Origin of the sequence: Sphingobacterium sp. MYb382, from assembly GCF_037572665.1 — a bacterium.
Lineage (GTDB): Bacteria > Bacteroidota > Bacteroidia > Sphingobacteriales > Sphingobacteriaceae > Sphingobacterium.
Genome location: NZ_JBBGZT010000012.1, coordinates 33,951 through 49,981, shown reverse-complemented (window position 1 = coordinate 49,981; position 16,031 = coordinate 33,951). Strand labels below are relative to the sequence as shown.

Sequence of the window (16,031 nt, the reverse complement as noted above, 5' to 3'; positions counted from 1 at the left end):
ATTAGCATGTTTAAAATTGATAAACAAACCCTGTCTGATTTGAATGCACTCCAATGGGAGGAGGGTAGTTTGCTTTATCTTTTTGATACAACTTTTACGCTTGGTGGCAGAGATGTGCTGTATCAATATTTTCAATATCCTCTGAAAGATGTTGCTGCAATCGAAGGGCGGCAAGTAGCTATCCAATACCTCGTTGATCAGCCTATTGATTGTTTTTTTGATAAGTACATGATGGTCGACCTGGAACATTATCAAGGGCAGACGCGAAGAAATCATACGACTAGTAAAACAGGATATTTCTTAAATGCGCTTTCTGATAATTTTTTGTCGATTAGCTATCAGCGTGATAAATTGTTAATTCGTCAGTCTATTCGTGAGGTAGCCCTATTGATTGTGCGTCTACATGATTTTTTTCAAGCTGCTGCTGAGTCTGGTAGGGATATAGGTGAATTAAGAGGGCCGTGTGCATGGTTTTTGACATTTGTAGCGCACTTCGACCTCCAAGAGTTGGCACTAGTGGCTAAGGATAGGAATTATAGCCTCACTTTGGCTTTAAAGTATGATGCTCGTTTTAGGGATGAGCACCGTGAAGCTTTGGTTAGGCTTTTTCGTATATGCTATGAGTTGGATGCTTTACGTGCGGTGGCTCGTGTTTACCAAAGTATGGAATTGCACTTTCCTACTTTCGATAGTGACCCTCAGTCTCCGTTATTGCTGGACATAGAAGGGGCCTATAATTTGGCCTTGAAGACGCCGGTTAAGAATAACATTAAAGTACGTCGTTCGCAACCTATTTGGTTTCTTACGGGAGCGAATATGACGGGGAAATCTACGTTACTTAAAACTGTAGGTAGCTGTTTGTATTTGGCTCATTTAGGATTTCCTGTGCCTGCGGATTCTATGTGTACTTCTTTGTTTAACGGATTGATGACAACGATTAACCTCGGGGATAATATAGCTTCAGGCTACAGCCATTTTTTCAATGAGGTGCATCGCGTTAAGGCGGTAGCAACGGCTATTCAGGAGAGTGGGCCTATGGTTATTCTGCTGGATGAGCTGTTCAAGGGAACGAATTATCACGATACTTATGCGGCGACTTTACGCCTCATAGATAGTATCGGCCATATTTCGCACAGCATCTTTTTTATCTCCTCCCATATCACAGAGCTAGCTGCTACATTCCAAAAGCAATCTTCTATTTCTTTACGCTGTTTGGAAACTACCCTTGATGAAGAAAAAGGTGTTGATTTTACCTATCGGTTGAAGGAAGGTATAGCAGATGAACGTTTGGGGATGTGGTTTTTGGAAAGAGAGTCCGTCTTTGAGGCTTTTAAAAAGATATAAGGTTTAAGCAACTACTCTTCCATAATAAAGGCCGCAGCTTAAGTTGCTACGGCCTCCTGTTTTTCGATAGGTTGTATTCGTTTAACGTTTATCCCACCATACTTTGGATAGGAAAGAGTCGCCATTCGTCATGCGAGCAACGGCTTCTTTGTAATTATCTCTATTGAGCTCAACCTCTTCGCTAGAGTAGATTCCTCTACGCGGAATCTGCCCGTTGGTAGAACCTAGGTTAGGGCCAGGCGTTAACACCGGATAGCCTGTTCGGCGCCATTCGGCGAATGCCTCCATGTTACGACCGAAGAGTTGAATCCATTTTTGTGTAGCTATCTTCTCCATCTTTTGTGCATCGGTAAGGTTGGTGAAGCTCATTACATTTTGCTCATAGCTGGTCGGTATGCTTGTTAAATTGTATGGAGGAAGAGCAAATGCTGCTTTAACCCCTTCGCTGAAGAACCCATAGGCATCTTGGCTGCTTGCTCCCCATCCCAATAGTGCGGCCTCTGCTTTGTAAAAGCAGATATCCGAATAGGTCATCGCATAGCTCGGTATAGGGTTGAACGTTAAGCTAAACCAAGTCGCTCTATTTGGCGTTGAGTAGTTGGCACGGATTAATTGTGATAGCTGATTGTCGGTTAAGGATACACCAATTCCTTGGTAGGTCGCTACCCCATTGATGGTTACCGACTGCGCTAATAGCGGTAAACGTGGGTCATTATCCGCTTTAAGCCTATCAACTAGGGTGTTTGCTAGGTAGCGTAAATCGGCACTTCCTGTTGTGGATTGGCGTAAAATAGGGTTTTGGTTTTCCGCTTGTGCGTTGTTGTAGGTTGGCACAGCGGCATTATCCGCATTGTTGGCTAGTAGGCCATAGCTTGCCGCCATAGCAGCACGTACCGTTTGCTCAGCAAGGTCTGGTTTGGCATAGCGCAAGCGCATGCCTAAGCGTAGTTTTAGCGAATTGCCAAACTTCTTCCATTTGTCGACATTTCCGTTGTAGAAGAAGTCAGCCGTTCCGTACGATTGATCGCCTACAGTTAATTTGGCTAAGGAAGCATCTAGCTTTTGAATCAAAGCCGGATAGATATCCTCTTGTTTATCAAATTTTGGCGTGCGGTTGATGGCTTGGTTCGATTTGGTAACCTCTGAATAAGGGATATCACCAAATAAATCCGTCAATCGCTGATAGAGGTAAACCTCATATATTTCAGCGATAGCGAGCCTACTTCTGCCAGAAGGGTCATTTTCTAATCCAGCGAGCTCTTCTTTAATCTGAATAATGTTGCGCAGCAACTGGAAGTGTTGCGACCAGATTAGGTTCTCTGGGCCTTCAAAATAGCGCGATACAGGCACTACAGGGCCACCTGCCCAATGTTGAACCCAAGATCCGAATTTGTTGTTTGGCAGCTCTCCTGATTCTTGGAAGGTGCCATCACGCAGGATGCGCGCGATTAGTAAAGCTGGGTCTACCTTCGTTACGGAGGTAGGCGGTGTATTTGTCCTTTCAAAGTCCTTCGTGCAGGCACTTCCCTGCATCAGGATGAAGGCTCCAGTGGCTAGATAGGCTATTTTTTTTAGTGTAGTTGTTTTCATGTTGCAAAAGATTATAAGCCAATACTTAGGTTGATACCGAAATTACGCATCATTGGTAAAGAGGTCGACTCAATACCGATGGATGAGTTGTTCACGTTGAAGGCTGATGTTTCTGGAGAGAAACCGTCCGTCTTGCGCTGGAAGTAGAAGAGGTTACGTCCGTAGATGCCTAATTTGATGTTACGAATGGCATTGACTGGCATGTATTTCTTAGGAAGGCTGTAGGAAAGGCTGATTTCACGCATCGCGATATAGCTCATGTCGTTGATCATCTCTTCTGACACCATTACCTCCTTGTCGCTAGCGACCATATTCCAGTAATCTTGTGCATTGACCTGTTTGCTGTTTGCTACGCCTGAGCTTGTCCACTGTCCGTTGCCATCTTGTTTAGCGACCATTCCTTGCGCTACATAGGTGCCATCACGTCCTTCTAATGTCTTTTTGCTGGTACCGTAGATAATTTGCTCGCGGTTGGACTGTGAGAATATTACGCCACCTTGGCGAATATCTACTAAGGCGTAAAGGCTGATTCCTTTGTAGTTGAACGTATTGGAGAATCCTCCAATCCAGCTAGGCTGTGCATTACCTAAATCGGTCTCCACACGACCAGCCGTACGTATAGGAAGCCCTGTATTTGGGTCTATTAGGCGGTTTCCTTGCTCATCTTTAACCCACGCGAACTGTGTACCCTTTAGCTGTCCGAATGGTTTACCTACTTCAGCAACAACATTAACACCACGGTCGGTCGCTAATAGGAAGGTTGGAATACCTGGATATAACGACTCTACTTTATTGCGGTTGCGGTTGAAGTTGAATTGGCTGCTCCATTCGAAGCTTTCTGTTTTTACGGGCGTTCCGCTGATGACAAACTCAATACCTTTGTTGGATATTTCACCCGCATTGATTCTGTTTTTCACATATAAGCTGGATGGCGAGATTGGAACATCTAAGATTTGGTTCTTCGTTTTCGCTTGGTAGTAGGTGAAGGATAGCGACAATCTGTTGCTGAGGAAACGAAGATCGGCACCTGCTTCGATAGAAGTCGTAAGCTCGTTCTTTAAGTTTTTATCAGGAATAACCTCCGTGTAGGACGCCATTGGGATACCACCATGTGTAAACTGGTTCAGGCTGTATGCTCCTGTTAGCTGATATGGGTTTCCAGAGCTTCCTGCTTGTGCCCATGATCCTCTTATTTTGGCGTAGGATAGGAGAGGGGAGCTCCACTTGAAAGCTTCCGTCAACACCAAACTACTACTTACTGAAGGATAGAAGAAAGAGCTGTTGTTTAACGATAGGGTCGATGACCAATCGTTTCTTGCCGAGAAGTCCACAAACCAGAAGTCTTTGTAGCCAAATTGTCCCGATCCGTAGATGGAATTGATTTTAGATTCTACCAAGTCGAAGATATACGAATTGGTGGTTGTATTGTTGATGACGAAAAGGTCTGGAACAATAAATTGATTTCCAGTATTCCCTGTTATGCGCAGGAAGCGACTCTGATGACTTGCTCCCACATTGAAACTAAGCTTGATGTCATCGGATGCTGCAAAGTTGGAACTTGCCAAGAAGTCGTAGTTATTTTCGCGCGAGCGGATGAGTTCCTCACGCATGTCGCCCTTACGGTTTAAACTCTGGTAGGTGTTTATCGGCCTGTAGCGGAAGCGTTGGTCAGTATAGAAATCGGTACCTCCCGTTGCGGAAAGCTTCAGCCATGGAGCTACATCGTAGCTTAAGCGTAGTAGCCCGATCAAACGGTCACGACGGTCTTCATTATGGTTTTCGTAGATAGTCCAAAAGGGGTTTGCCGTGGAGCTGTTTGTCGCGTAAGTTTTCTCTAAACCTTCGGTTAAACCCGAGAAACCGAGCTGTCTGCTGATATCTTGTGCGGTCCATTTATATTGAGCAGCTATTGAGTTGCTTAAACTACGCGGCTGACTTATAAAGAGGTATGCTGGATTGTCGGATGCATCCGACAAGGTAGGCCTGTTATTAGCCTCTTGCATGATGTAATTGGCTTTAACATCAATATGTAGCTTGTCTGTAATCTTGCCTTGCGTGCGTAAAGCGAAGTTGTTACGGTCTAAGGTATTTGTAGGGATATAGCCATCTACATGTGTATTTCCAAAAGAAAACCGGTAGTTTAACTTCTCGTTACCTCCGTCTACACTGAGGTTATTAATGCGTTGTTTTTCAGTTTGGAAGAAAGATGAGTACGTGTCTGGCGCTGGATTAAATTGTAAAACATTGCCATACATATCTTCATAAGTCTGTCCATCCATGCGAGCCCCCCAGCTAGCACGGGTAGTACGATCACGGCCTGCCGATGCTTTTGGCATGCCCGAAAAGCCGTTAGCGATGGCTTGGCTCATCGGCACAATCGTGCCGTCATCTTTACGAAAGTGGGTGAAGTTACCATTTAGGCCTTGTCCATATTCATTCTGAAAATCAGGAAGTACTAAAGCGTTTCCAATGGAATAGTCGCTGCTGAAGTTGAAATTCGTTCTTCCAGCTTTTCCTGACTTCGTTGTTATCAAGATAACACCATTACTGCCACGCTGTCCATATAATGCAGCAGCATTGGGACCTTTCAGTATCGACATGCTTTCGATATCATCGGGGTTTATATTTCCGATACCATCGCCATAGTCGGTACCTCCTGATTGGTTTGGTGCAGATACGTTTTGATTATCAATGGGTACCCCATCTACCACGTATAGTGGCTGGCTGTTTCCGATGAGTGAGTTGTTACCACGGATAACCACCTTGGAGGAACCTCCAGCGCCAGAAGCGGCACGGCTAACCTGCACACCGGCAACTTTTCCGGAAAGTGCATTGGCTACATTGGCTTCTTTACCTTGCGTTAGCTCATTGCCTTTTAGTTCAGCAACCGTGTAACCGAGTGCTTTTTTATCTCTTTTGATACCCAGTGCGGTAACGACTACTTCCTCAAGGTTTGCTACATCTTGCTCGAGCGTCACGGAGATGGCTACGCGGTCTTTGGCATCAATCTGGTAATCGCTTAATACCTTTGTTTTGTAGCCTAGTGCTGTAATTTTGATGTTGTAGCCCTGTCCTTCGGGAATACGTTCGAAGGTGAATGTTCCATCGGCCTGACTGGTGGTGGCCTGCTGGAAACCACTTTTCGCATTATTGATGGTCACGGTTACGGATGATAGGTTGTTGCCTTGGCTATCGCGCACCACTCCGTTTACGTGGGCGGTGGACTGTGCCATCCCTACTTGGTAGCTCATGCTGAGTAGTCCCAGCATCCCCATTTGTAGCTGCCATGAAGTCTTCGGTCTTCTAAATCGAAGCTGAAGCATGGTAAATAGCTCCTTTTTGTTTACAAGAAGATTTTTCATAATTCATTTTTTAGTGTAAAGCTTTTACTTGTTTTTTACATAGTTTAATTTCAAGTTGTGTAGGTAGTTTAGCTCCTTGATTACGGCCTGATAGGCGGTTGGGGAATTTGAAAATGTACCGCTAAAGAATTTCCCTTCCAGGCTGGTTGGGGCGTAGGTGATTTTCAGGTCGTAATTCTGCTCTAGGATAGCGATGATATCCTGTAGCGCTAAGTTTTTAAACTGTAGGCTATGCGACTTTTGCTCGAAGAATCCTTCGCGGTCGATGCCTGCAATCTGTACCTTCTTCTCCTTGATGATGGTGTTTTGTTCATGGTTCAGGATTAGTTCTTCCTGTGGTTTTATGGTTCTTGTTAAAACTTTATTGTTTATTTGGTTATGTGCTTTTACTTCTATTGATCCTTCGATTAATTGGATGCTTGTTTCAGATTTTTTTGCTTCGTCTACAATGAAAATAGTACCCAAGGCGGTCGTTACTATTCCTTTGGAATGTACACGGAAGGGCTTCGTTTTATATTTCGCTACTTCAAATTTGGCTTTCCCTTTTAGGTATAATAAGCGCTCTTTCTGCCCAGCAAAAGATGCTGCATATCTAATTTCAGATTGTGGGTATAAGGTGATCGTAGAGCCGTCAGTGGCCTTTAACACCATGTTGTCATTGCCCGAGTTGATGTAGTACAAATTGCTATCATCGGAGGTTTTGTCGACCACGATTGGTTGCTTGGCTAAGGCTGTTTGTTTCTCCACTTGCTTAGTTGGGCGCTGGCTTGCTATTTGGTAAATGCCAAAGGCCACAAGTAGGAGAGCGGCTACCTGTCCGATGCGGTATATGTAGTTTGCTTTTTGTTTAGGAAGCTTCAGCTTGTGTTGCAGCTTTTGGTATACTTTACGTTCTTCAACATAGGGGTAGTCCGTCGACATGGCGTCCCATTCCTCCTCCGGAATAAACTCTGCCAGCCCCTTTGGGTTTTCTTGCAGGTAGCGCTCTACAGCATTCGCTTCGGCTTCCGAGCATTGGCCTTTTAGGTAACGGTCTATCAGTTGTTTCGTAATCTTCATACGTACAGAATACGACGCTAATCAAAGCTACCCTTAAGACAAAGTGAAAAAAAGTATAAATAAAATGAAAAAGAAGAAAAAGTTCTTTTTAAGGGTTTTCAGGGCTAGGTGGATGTGGCTCTCTACGGTCTTTGGTGAAATAGAAAGTAGCTCGGCAATTTGTTTGTAGCTGAGGTTCTGTTGACGGTGTAGCTGAAAGACCCGCTTGCGTCCTTCGGGCATGGTATTGATAAGTTGGTCGAGTTGCTCTTGCAACTCTTTTAGTCGGTAGTGGTCGAATGGAGTAGGGCTGAGCTCTTCTCTTGTCTCCTGACGGCTCATGGCTAGCTGACGTCTGCGCTCTTCTTTGATGATATCCAACATCACGCTACGCGTAATCATGAATAGCTGTGCTTCGACCTTAACGTCGATATTCTTATGCTGTAGGTTATCCCAAAGTTTGATAAAGGTGCGCTGTACGGTTTCCTCAGCAATGTAAGAAGACCCTGTTTTGCTTAGGGCATAGTGATAGACCTTCCTGTTCCATGTGTGGAAGAGGCTTGCAAAGGCAACTTTTGTAATGGTCGAGCCGTTTATCATGGTCTTTGTGGATGACTAAACGAATATATGAATAAAAACAATGTTCCTATTTTAAGCTTTTGTGAATTTTTTCAATTAGTAAGGAAAAATTAATTCCTTCTAACTGAATAGTTTCGGGGAAATACGTAAAAAAAGATGCGCTATAGTTTGCTATTTAAAAGGATTTATCTACCTTTGCATCACTCCAAACAACGAAAGACATTTCGAAACGAAGAGTAAAAAGATTCTGTAGCTCAGCTGGTAGAGCAATACACTTTTAATGTATGGGTCCTGGGTTCGAATCCCAGCGGGATCACATCTTGGGACAAGTCTAAAAACGATAGACTTGTCCCATTTTTTTTACCTTGTAATTTACTGGTATTCTGGTACATAAGTGTTATCCCCAAATTTATTCGTGCGGTTCGATGTTGTGTTCCATCAAATACCAAGAAATCGGGGAACATCGAACTCAATACTACCCTTTTTTCTTCAATATCGCCGTTTTCATAGCGTCTATCAATGTTTGCGACCTTTTTTAAAGCCGAAGCTACCAAGTCTCTAATTTCAGTACCTACCGAAGCTAAGTCATTCAATTGCTTCTCCAATTTCTCAATCCTACCCTTAGTTAACTTCTTTACTTCCTGAAAATCGTCATAGTCCATCTCTCCGTCAGCATTCTTTAGAAGTGCATTTTGGTAGCGTTTGTTCAGCGTATCAATCTCTTTTATGATATTAGCTCTATCACTGTTTTGAGCTTTCGTTTGCTTATTGAAATCGTTTATAAAGGCTTCAATAAAAACATCTACCATACCAGCCTTTGGCGATAGATACCGTAGTTGTTTTACAAAAGCTTCATTAGCGACTTCTGCCTTAAATCTTGTACCGCATGAGGAACTACAATGGTAGTAATTGTAATAGTTCCCCATTTTCCCCTTTGAGGCACTTCCTGTCAACATCCGTTCACATTTAGGGCATTTAAGAAAGCCTCTAAGAGGCAAGTTTTCCATCGCCACTATCTTAGGCTTAATTACCCTTTTTCTTCCATCCAGTATATCTTGAACGTCGGCAAACATCTTTTCACTGATTAGTGGTTGATGTTGCCCAGCTACAAAATGTCCCTGCTCTTCTTTGTACGGAGGAATGAAAATCTTACCACAATACAAGGGGTTTCGTAAGGCTACCCAAAAGTTGTTCTTGCTAAACCTACCTTTTCCATTAACTTTTTCTCCTACCATTTTCCATATCTGTTCCGTGTTAAAATTATTGGCAAGAATCTGGTCAAATGCCCATTTCAAAACAGGAGCCTCAAATTCATGTAAGGCAATATGTTTCCTTTTATCCTCCGATATTTTGTTGATATATCCCAATGGAGCCGTTCCCATATATCTTCCCTCTTTCTTTGCACGACGCATTCCGTGAAAGACATTGAGTGCTCTTCTGTCGTTTTCAACTTCTGGAGCAGCAAGATAGAACGCTAACATGATTTTGTTTTCAGGAATAGTCAAGTCTAAGGGTTGCTCGATAGCTCCTGGCTCTACACCGAATGTACGCAATTGGTTAATCGTCTGATAGGCATCACCTGCATTTCGGCTGAACCTGTCCCATTTAGTAAATAGCAACAATGCCCCAGCCTTACTGTTCTTCGACTTGCGTAGGTTCGATAAATATTTTTGCCATTCGGGTCGTTTGAAAGACTTAGCGGAATGGTCTTCTATATAAACGTTCCTTATTGGAATGCCTTTGATTTCGCAATACTTCCTTAAACGTTCTTCTTGGTCACGTTGCGAATACCCCTTGTCCGCCTGTTCATCGGTCGATACACGAATGTATAAATCTGCTTTTCTCATTATAAAGGCTTTTCATGTTCGACATTAAAGACATCCCCTAAGATACTGATTAACCGCTATGTGAGCAATCTTTTTAATAAACTCTAAAATTATTTTTGCTTCCTCAATATCTACATGAGTTCCTTTCTTTTTCAAGATTTCCATAACCCTTTCAGGACTTAATTCTTTACTTTTTCCGCTCTCCATCTTCAACTCTTTTTACTTGTTATCATACAGGATTATCCTGAACGGATAAACTTAAAGACTTGTCGGAAAGGATTTTCGCCTCTGTCTTTCAGTAGAACTACTTGGCATTAATTGGCTTTGAACACATCTATATTGTAGCCTAAGCACATTTACTTACACCAGCCACATACCCTCGCTGTAAAAGAGCTTATAGCTACTATTGGAACAGAAAATTGAAAATGTCGCCCTTGCGTTTCGCCGTTTGCTCCATGCTTCCAATCTCTGTTCATGTGGCTTTCATAGCCACATGATATTTTTCTGTAGCCTAAGCACATTTACTTACACCACCTACAATACCCTCGCTGTAAAAGAGCTTATAGCTACTATTGGGACAGAAAATTAAAAATATCGTCCCATGCGCTTCCCTGTTTACTCCATCCTCAAATCTCTGTTCTTCAAAAAATCAGTGAAATGAATTGTGTTTTATATCCATTGTGAACCATTTACACAATGCCATCTTTATTGCTTCCACATTTTTATCCAAAGAGCCTGTATGCTTTTATTGTCCCATTTCAAGAGCAAAGGTAATCCGTGTTCTAAACCCCGTCTCAAGGTCATGGCGAGTTTGGCAAAAAATCTCCACCCGTTGGGTAGTATTCTTTTACCAAAACCTTGTGTCGGCTAAACACTAACCTTGATTTGCTCATGAAACGAAACATAGCATACTCCGACCCTTTAAACGAATAAAAAAAATGTCAGGTATGAAGATTAATAGCATTGGAAATGGTAATGAAACAAAACAGCACCCCCTCTCATTGCCGAATAAATCAAAAAACAAATTAAAATTAAACAGCAAAGAAATGATACAGCAAATTAATATATCGGAAGCGAGTGTATATGTCGGAACATATCGAAAATACAATGAGGGTTCAATTTTCGGGAAGTGGTTAAAACTATCCGAATATACTGATAAGGAAGAATTTTATACAGCTTGCAGGGAACTCCACCAAGACGAAGAAGACCCCGAATTTATGTTTCAGGATTATGAAAATATTCCAAATGGATTGATTGACGAATGTTGGTTAAGTAATAATGTATTTAAGGTTTTGGAGTCTTTCGAGAATATGGACGAAAGCCAAAAAGAACCGTTTTTAATATGGTGTAACAATGGTCATCACAACTTAGCGGAAGAGTATATAGACGACTTGATAAGCTTGTTTGAAAACGACTATGTCGGTGAATATGATAGTGAAGAAAATTTTGCAATGGAATTGGTTGAAGAAATTGACTTGCCAGATTTTGCAAAACGTTACTTCGATTATCAGGCTTACGCTAGAGACTTGTTTTGCGGCGATTACTGGAGTGATGGCGGTTATGTATTCTATAGCTCATAAACATATTTTTTAAACTACAGGCGGCTGCTACAGGCGGTCGCTTGTAAAAATAGGTTCTCATTGTTTATAATTGAAAAATCGGTCGGCAAAAAGACAGATCCATTCCTATGGTCGGAACTGTCTTTTTGCAATATAACGGAGCAACCATTTTGCAAAATGCCGCCATTTCACCATTCCTTAAACTTGCATTTTTACAAACAGGTTGCGAGTTGGTTTGTGGGATATTCATTATCCCAATTATTCTAGTTTTAAAAAAGGGGTTAATATTGAAATAAAGTCATATAAGAATTACATTGAAGATGATTAATGCGCCATAGTGACATGCGTAAGTTGTGTCGGTCTGCCAAAAAGACGCATTTCAATTGGAGGCTCAAAAATTGTTTAGTCCTAAGCTTAAACTAATATTTTATGGAAGAACTAATACTAAATGAATTCGAAAAAGGAAAATTAAAAACTAATGAAATTATACCTTTAAGAAATTTGAGATTCGGGCTATTATCTAAGCTGAACCCGAAGCAACAAGACCAAGCAGCCGATGCAATAAATAGCTTAATTACAAAAGAGTATATTACTTATGAAGATGGCACACAAGGTATAGAGTGTATCAGACTAACTCAAGGAGGATTTGATGCTTTATATCAAAAAAGTATGTCTGTTGATGATATTGAGAAACAAATATTATCTGAATTTGAAGATCAGAACTCAAGAGCAGGTAGTATTGTAATGTTAAAGAAGCTAAATTTTGGTTTATTACAAAATTTAAATCCTAAAGAGAAGTCTCTATTTAATGACGCTATACAAAATCTTATTGACAAAGAAATGATTACATACGAAAGTGGTTCATTAGAATGTTTGAGATTAACTGAAAAGGGATATGACGCTTTGTACTAAATTATAATAATGGAAAAGTTTATTGAAATAGTAATCGAGCTAATATTATTTTTGATTGCATCCTACTTCTTGTTTTACAAATCATGGCTTAATCAATTAGGGAAAGAGACCGCTAAGCTATCAACAGCAGAAGAGTTAACACGATTGACTGAAAATGTGAAAAAAGACTTTCAAGAAAAAATGGAAGTGTATAAAAGCTCACTAAGTGAAGAATTGTCTTTGAAAATAGAGCCAATTAAATCTGAACTTGCAAAAGCAAATATTACACATCAAGTTCAATTCGCTTTTCTACACCAAGAAAGAGCAAAAATTATTATAGAACTTTATAAAAAGTTGGTTGAACTTCATTCGGCAATGGTTAACTGGACGAATTTTATGCATCCTATAATTGAGGATGGGGAAAAAGAAAGTGAAGAAAGGGCAAAACGAGCAAGCGCAGCGTTGTATGACTTTAGAAATTTCTATCTCCTTAACAAACTTTTTTTTCCAAAATCACTCTGTACATATATTGATGCAGTGTTTAATGAGTATTGGGACAAAGGTTGGGATTTTGGATTTCGTCAAGACAGACTTAAGAGTCGTAGTTTAACAGGAGACTCCTATAAGGAATATCTTAAAGATATGTCAAAAATATCAGACGAATTAAAAAATAGTCTTCCTCAAAAAATTGATGAACTTGAAACAAAGTTTCGAAAAATTTTAAATGTAGAAGATGAGTTATAATTTTTAACAAAGCAAAGCGTCCCCATGAGATAATTAGCCATTGACCACATCGTCAATGGCTTTTTTCATATCCTCACCAATCAGGACGTATTTTGAAAAACCAAATTCAAAAAGCATTTTAATGACTTTTTCATCATCAATATCACTATGAGCGATAAACTTCATTGTTGAATATTGACTTCTTAATTCTCGTAGCTGCATGGCGATGTCCTTATCAGAAAAGTCGAGGTCGATAATACAAACATCGGGAATTGTTTTCAATGAAGATAACAGCTTAACTCCATTTGCAATATTATCAGAACGAAATATAACATCAATACTTGACGTGATAAGATTATCATGTATAGCATCCATGATGGGGCTTTTATCATTGATAAAAGCGGCAGTAATTGGGTTTATGTTTTCAGTCTCCATGTTGACGGTTGTTTTCATTTATTATGGAGTGCTGCGATAAAAAAAAGCGCAGGCAACTACACTTACCGACATTGAGGCACTGGTATACCCGACTACGAATAAGCGAGCGCCCACGCCATAGGCATGAGCGTTCTTCCTTATCTGTCCCGTAGTCTTAAAAATTACCAGTTTTCAATGTGGGACTTAAAGTAAAAACACTTTAAGATTTTTTCTATATTTTCAACAACAAAGATAACGAAGTAGTTTTTCTTATACAACAACTGTCTTTGATTATGGATTTAATGCGAGAGCATTTTGTACAAAAAAACGGTACAAGCCATAAAGACCCGTTCCGTTCACATATATATTATTATTTATCTTGGTTTTTGTACTTCCGTGTTTTGGGAAACTATTTCTTTTTTCTCACGTGAATAGACCCACAAGGACAATACTCCAAATATAATCAGGGCATAAGCTACCCATTTGCCAACACGTTCTATAAACTTAATGCCAACCGACTTTTCATAACTCGAAAAGCCCTCGGCTCCCGTGATACTGCGCCTATAAAACTTCCTGCGGTTAACCCAATAACGAAGACCCAATCCCACAACTAAAAACAGTATACCTATAACTAATGATGCAATCATAACGATAACCTATTAGATTTTTACTTTTTGAATTTACGAAAAAAGATGTAATAAGAGGCTTCTTTAATGAAAAATCCTGCCGAATTGTGGCAGGATTTTTCATTAATTTTTACTGTTAAACTGAAAGCTCACTTGCTTTTCATTTCCAAAATTGTCCGAAACCCATATATCAAAAGACTGCGACACGATGGATTGGGAAGTGTAATACAGCCTGAACTGCATAGCTGATAACTGATAAAGGTCATTAGGCAGATAAGGTAGTTCATCGTGATACCGCAATGTACCTTGTCCGTCAAATTGGAAATAGCGGATAGAATAATTGGCGTCATTGAAGTTTCCGCTTCGCTCTATCGTGACCCTTATTTCAACGGTTTGTCCGTTTTTTACTTCTCCAGGAACAGGCATGACCTTTAACTCAAAAGGATAATTCTGTTGTACTTCCAATTCATCTTTTTCGCATGAAGTGAATACCACCGAGCAAATCAACATAGCAGCAAACATAAACGTTGATTGTAAATGTTGCTTGTATCTTCTAATTAGAATTCTCATCATTTAGTTATTTAAAAGTTAAACCTTAGTCCCACACCTGCCGATGGGCGGAACTGTTTTAAATCTGTACCCCAGATTAACTTTGTACGCTCTTGCAGGAGTAGCACAAAGCGGTCGGAAAGATAGGTTTCCAACGAGAGCCGTCCACCTGCACCATAAATAAAATTCTCTTTATTAAGGATTGTTGCCCCGTCGTATAGCGTTACTTTGTTGTGATTAATGATTTCGTAACCTGCAACGGCGGTCAGTCCAGCGTTTAAGGTAATTATCTTTCTTACATCCCCCAACAATTGGAGGCTGTAACCCATTTCACCTGTATAAACTTCTAGCGGTATTTGTAAGTCCCTGTAATCTGCTAACCGATGGGTGTATTCTACACCCCAAATCCAGTGATTTCCGTTCTTACCGTTCACGGTCAGGGTCAAATTCAGATAGTAATTGTCGCTGATTTCTTTGGACAACATACCAACGTTTACTTCCAGCCCTTTTTGTTTGGGAGACATCCTTTGCGCTTGCACAGCCGTAATGCTTAGAATTGCAAGCATTACGGCAAATATGTATTTTCTCATTGTTGTTTCTGTTAGGGTTAATTAATCTTTAGGTGCATATCGTTTATCAGTTTGGCATGTACGAGGTCGGAGTTTTCCACTTGCAGGACTTGCTGTCTGCCACCGTTCTTCTCAAAGATTTCGATAATCAAAACCTTGTCGTCAGTGATGGTAAATTGGTCTAGCAGGAATACGTTTTGGTCTACCGTATTGCCCCCGATTTCATCCAGTGGTTTATATATACGCAATGGGGTCATCGCTTTTTCCTGCACAACGGTACGTTTAGCGACTTTCTTATCCACTACCTTGAAATTCACAAAGTCGATATTGAACGGCACATTACTTTTATTGCTCAATTCCGTATGTAAATAAAACTTACCGCCCTGAACATATATACCCTTTAATAAGAACTGTATGCCGTAGCTTTTGGAACCGATATGTTTGATAACTCTTTTATTCTGATTGTAAATGGTTTTCAATAACAACCCAGCCAGCGATGGCGAGTTGTTGCCCAATTCTTCAAACAGCACATCATTTCCGTTTTCCCTGTCCGATGCCTTTTGCATGGTCAACAAATCATAATTCATTGAGGCAGGATAAGCACTGTAAAAGATGTTGAAATTGTAAAACCGACCGTCATCGGTAATAACCGAAAAATTGGTTTCTTCTTCAAAATCCCTAACAGTAGCTTTTATACGCAGTACATTTTCGGCATCTTCTGCTTTGCTCGCAATCAAATAGTCACTTCCCAAATCCACATAACGGATTGCAGATGGAAATATCAGGTGCGAAGTTTTGTTATACGTTACCTGCATTTCGTATGGCTCTACTTTGCCCATAGTTAACTTGCTTGTAATGGATGCAATTTGTTGTGCATTTGTATTGGCATTAAAGGCTATTAAACAAACCACCGCCAAAAGACTTTTAAATAGTGCTTTCATTTTCTTTCTATTTTATTGTT

Annotated in this window: 14 protein-coding genes, 1 tRNA gene and 1 pseudogene; 5 read left to right on the top strand and 11 right to left on the bottom strand. The window is 40.6% G+C overall.

Annotated elements, in window-relative coordinates; genetic code table 11:
- Positions 1 to 6: 6 nt before the first annotated feature.
- Positions 7 to 1,344 carry a MutS-related protein gene (locus tag WH223_RS05430; RefSeq protein ID WP_340046521.1) on the top strand — a complete coding sequence of 446 codons (1,338 nt, stop codon included), beginning with the start codon at positions 7 to 9 and terminating at the stop codon, positions 1,342 to 1,344.
- Positions 1,345 to 1,425: 81 nt separating this feature from the next.
- Here the strand turns inward: WH223_RS05430 and WH223_RS05425 are convergent, their stop codons facing one another.
- Genes WH223_RS05425 through WH223_RS05410 form a run of 4 tightly spaced genes read right to left on the bottom strand, consistent with a single transcriptional unit; the run spans position 1,426 to position 7,934 of the window.
- The gene (locus tag WH223_RS05425) at positions 1,426 to 2,934 is read right to left on the bottom strand and encodes a SusD/RagB family nutrient-binding outer membrane lipoprotein (protein WP_340046520.1); all 1,509 of its coding nucleotides are present in this window, start codon (positions 2,932 to 2,934) and stop codon (positions 1,426 to 1,428) included.
- Between the two features lie 11 nt (positions 2,935 to 2,945).
- Positions 2,946 to 6,296 carry a SusC/RagA family TonB-linked outer membrane protein gene (locus tag WH223_RS05420; RefSeq protein ID WP_340046519.1) on the bottom strand — a complete coding sequence of 1,117 codons (3,351 nt, stop codon included), beginning with the start codon at positions 6,294 to 6,296 and terminating at the stop codon, positions 2,946 to 2,948.
- Positions 6,297 to 6,320: 24 nt separating this feature from the next.
- On the bottom strand, positions 6,321 to 7,355 hold the full coding sequence (locus tag WH223_RS05415; protein WP_340046518.1) for a FecR family protein: 1,035 nt from the start codon (positions 7,353 to 7,355) through the stop codon (positions 6,321 to 6,323).
- A gap of 33 nt (positions 7,356 to 7,388) precedes the next feature.
- Positions 7,389 to 7,934, bottom strand: coding sequence for a sigma-70 family RNA polymerase sigma factor (locus WH223_RS05410; protein ID WP_340046517.1), 546 nt, complete (start codon positions 7,932 to 7,934; stop codon positions 7,389 to 7,391).
- Positions 7,935 to 8,156: 222 nt separating this feature from the next.
- Here WH223_RS05410 and WH223_RS05405 point away from each other — a divergent pair.
- Positions 8,157 to 8,229: transfer RNA gene (locus WH223_RS05405), tRNA-Lys, on the top strand.
- A gap of 526 nt (positions 8,230 to 8,755) precedes the next feature.
- Here WH223_RS05405 and WH223_RS05400 read toward each other — a convergent pair.
- Both WH223_RS05400 and WH223_RS05395 read right to left on the bottom strand, forming a co-directional pair.
- Positions 8,756 to 9,760, bottom strand: a pseudogene (locus tag WH223_RS05400) (recombinase family protein); the annotation flags it as partial.
- A 24-nt stretch (positions 9,761 to 9,784) separates the two neighbouring features.
- Complete coding sequence (locus tag WH223_RS05395; RefSeq protein WP_259637905.1) at positions 9,785 to 9,946, bottom strand: hypothetical protein; 162 nt, start codon at positions 9,944 to 9,946, stop codon at positions 9,785 to 9,787.
- Positions 9,947 to 10,785: 839 nt separating this feature from the next.
- On the opposite strand from WH223_RS05395, the gene WH223_RS05390 reads away from it, so the two are divergent.
- From WH223_RS05390 to WH223_RS05380, 3 genes are all read left to right on the top strand, one after another.
- Entirely contained in the window at positions 10,786 to 11,319 is a 534-nt protein-coding gene (locus WH223_RS05390) for an antirestriction protein ArdA (RefSeq protein WP_340046516.1), read from the top strand.
- A 408-nt stretch (positions 11,320 to 11,727) separates the two neighbouring features.
- Entirely contained in the window at positions 11,728 to 12,210 is a 483-nt protein-coding gene (locus WH223_RS05385; protein WP_340046515.1) for a hypothetical protein, read from the top strand.
- Positions 12,211 to 12,219: 9 nt separating this feature from the next.
- Positions 12,220 to 12,933 (top strand): hypothetical protein, encoded by a 714-nt coding sequence (locus tag WH223_RS05380; RefSeq protein WP_340046514.1) that lies wholly within the window; start codon positions 12,220 to 12,222, stop codon positions 12,931 to 12,933.
- Positions 12,934 to 12,966: 33 nt separating this feature from the next.
- Here the strand turns inward: WH223_RS05380 and WH223_RS05375 are convergent, their stop codons facing one another.
- From WH223_RS05375 to traN, 5 genes are all read right to left on the bottom strand, one after another.
- On the bottom strand, positions 12,967 to 13,347 hold the full coding sequence (locus WH223_RS05375) for a DNA-binding response regulator (RefSeq protein ID WP_340046513.1): 381 nt from the start codon (positions 13,345 to 13,347) through the stop codon (positions 12,967 to 12,969).
- 353 nt (positions 13,348 to 13,700) lie between these two features.
- Positions 13,701 to 13,973, bottom strand: coding sequence for a molybdenum ABC transporter permease (locus WH223_RS05370; protein WP_340046511.1), 273 nt, complete (start codon positions 13,971 to 13,973; stop codon positions 13,701 to 13,703).
- A gap of 102 nt (positions 13,974 to 14,075) precedes the next feature.
- Positions 14,076 to 14,525 carry a DUF3872 domain-containing protein gene (locus WH223_RS05365; RefSeq protein WP_340046509.1) on the bottom strand — a complete coding sequence of 150 codons (450 nt, stop codon included), beginning with the start codon at positions 14,523 to 14,525 and terminating at the stop codon, positions 14,076 to 14,078.
- Between the two features lie 8 nt (positions 14,526 to 14,533).
- Positions 14,534 to 15,091, bottom strand: a complete 558-nt coding sequence (locus WH223_RS05360) for a conjugal transfer protein TraO (RefSeq protein ID WP_340046508.1) — start codon at positions 15,089 to 15,091, stop codon at positions 14,534 to 14,536.
- Between the two features lie 17 nt (positions 15,092 to 15,108).
- Positions 15,109 to 16,011: a conjugative transposon protein TraN gene (traN, locus tag WH223_RS05355; protein WP_340046507.1), complete on the bottom strand. Its 903-nt coding sequence runs from the start codon at positions 16,009 to 16,011 to the stop codon at positions 15,109 to 15,111.
- Between the last annotated feature and the right edge of the window lie 20 nt (positions 16,012 to 16,031).

Excerpts from the sequence above, each read along its gene's own strand:
- WH223_RS05380 (WP_340046514.1), top strand. The coding sequence starts at position 12,220 with ATGGAAAAGTTTATTGAAATAGTAATCGAGCTAATATTATTTTTGATT.
- WH223_RS05430 (WP_340046521.1), top strand. The coding sequence starts at position 7 with ATGTTTAAAATTGATAAACAAACCCTGTCTGATTTGAATGCACTCCAA.
- WH223_RS05415 (WP_340046518.1), bottom strand. The coding sequence starts at position 7,355 with ATGAAGATTACGAAACAACTGATAGACCGTTACCTAAAAGGCCAATGC.
- WH223_RS05410 (WP_340046517.1), bottom strand. The coding sequence starts at position 7,934 with ATGATAAACGGCTCGACCATTACAAAAGTTGCCTTTGCAAGCCTCTTC.
- WH223_RS05395 (WP_259637905.1), bottom strand. The coding sequence starts at position 9,946 with ATGGAGAGCGGAAAAAGTAAAGAATTAAGTCCTGAAAGGGTTATGGAA.
- WH223_RS05360 (WP_340046508.1), bottom strand. The coding sequence starts at position 15,091 with ATGAGAAAATACATATTTGCCGTAATGCTTGCAATTCTAAGCATTACG.
- WH223_RS05385 (WP_340046515.1), top strand. The coding sequence starts at position 11,728 with ATGGAAGAACTAATACTAAATGAATTCGAAAAAGGAAAATTAAAAACT.
- WH223_RS05390 (WP_340046516.1), top strand. The coding sequence starts at position 10,786 with ATGATACAGCAAATTAATATATCGGAAGCGAGTGTATATGTCGGAACA.
- WH223_RS05420 (WP_340046519.1), bottom strand. The coding sequence starts at position 6,296 with ATGAAAAATCTTCTTGTAAACAAAAAGGAGCTATTTACCATGCTTCAG.
- traN (WP_340046507.1), bottom strand. The coding sequence starts at position 16,011 with ATGAAAGCACTATTTAAAAGTCTTTTGGCGGTGGTTTGTTTAATAGCC.
- WH223_RS05365 (WP_340046509.1), bottom strand. The coding sequence starts at position 14,525 with ATGATGAGAATTCTAATTAGAAGATACAAGCAACATTTACAATCAACG.
- WH223_RS05425 (WP_340046520.1), bottom strand. The coding sequence starts at position 2,934 with ATGAAAACAACTACACTAAAAAAAATAGCCTATCTAGCCACTGGAGCC.
- WH223_RS05375 (WP_340046513.1), bottom strand. The coding sequence starts at position 13,347 with ATGGAGACTGAAAACATAAACCCAATTACTGCCGCTTTTATCAATGAT.
- WH223_RS05370 (WP_340046511.1), bottom strand. The coding sequence starts at position 13,973 with ATGATTGCATCATTAGTTATAGGTATACTGTTTTTAGTTGTGGGATTG.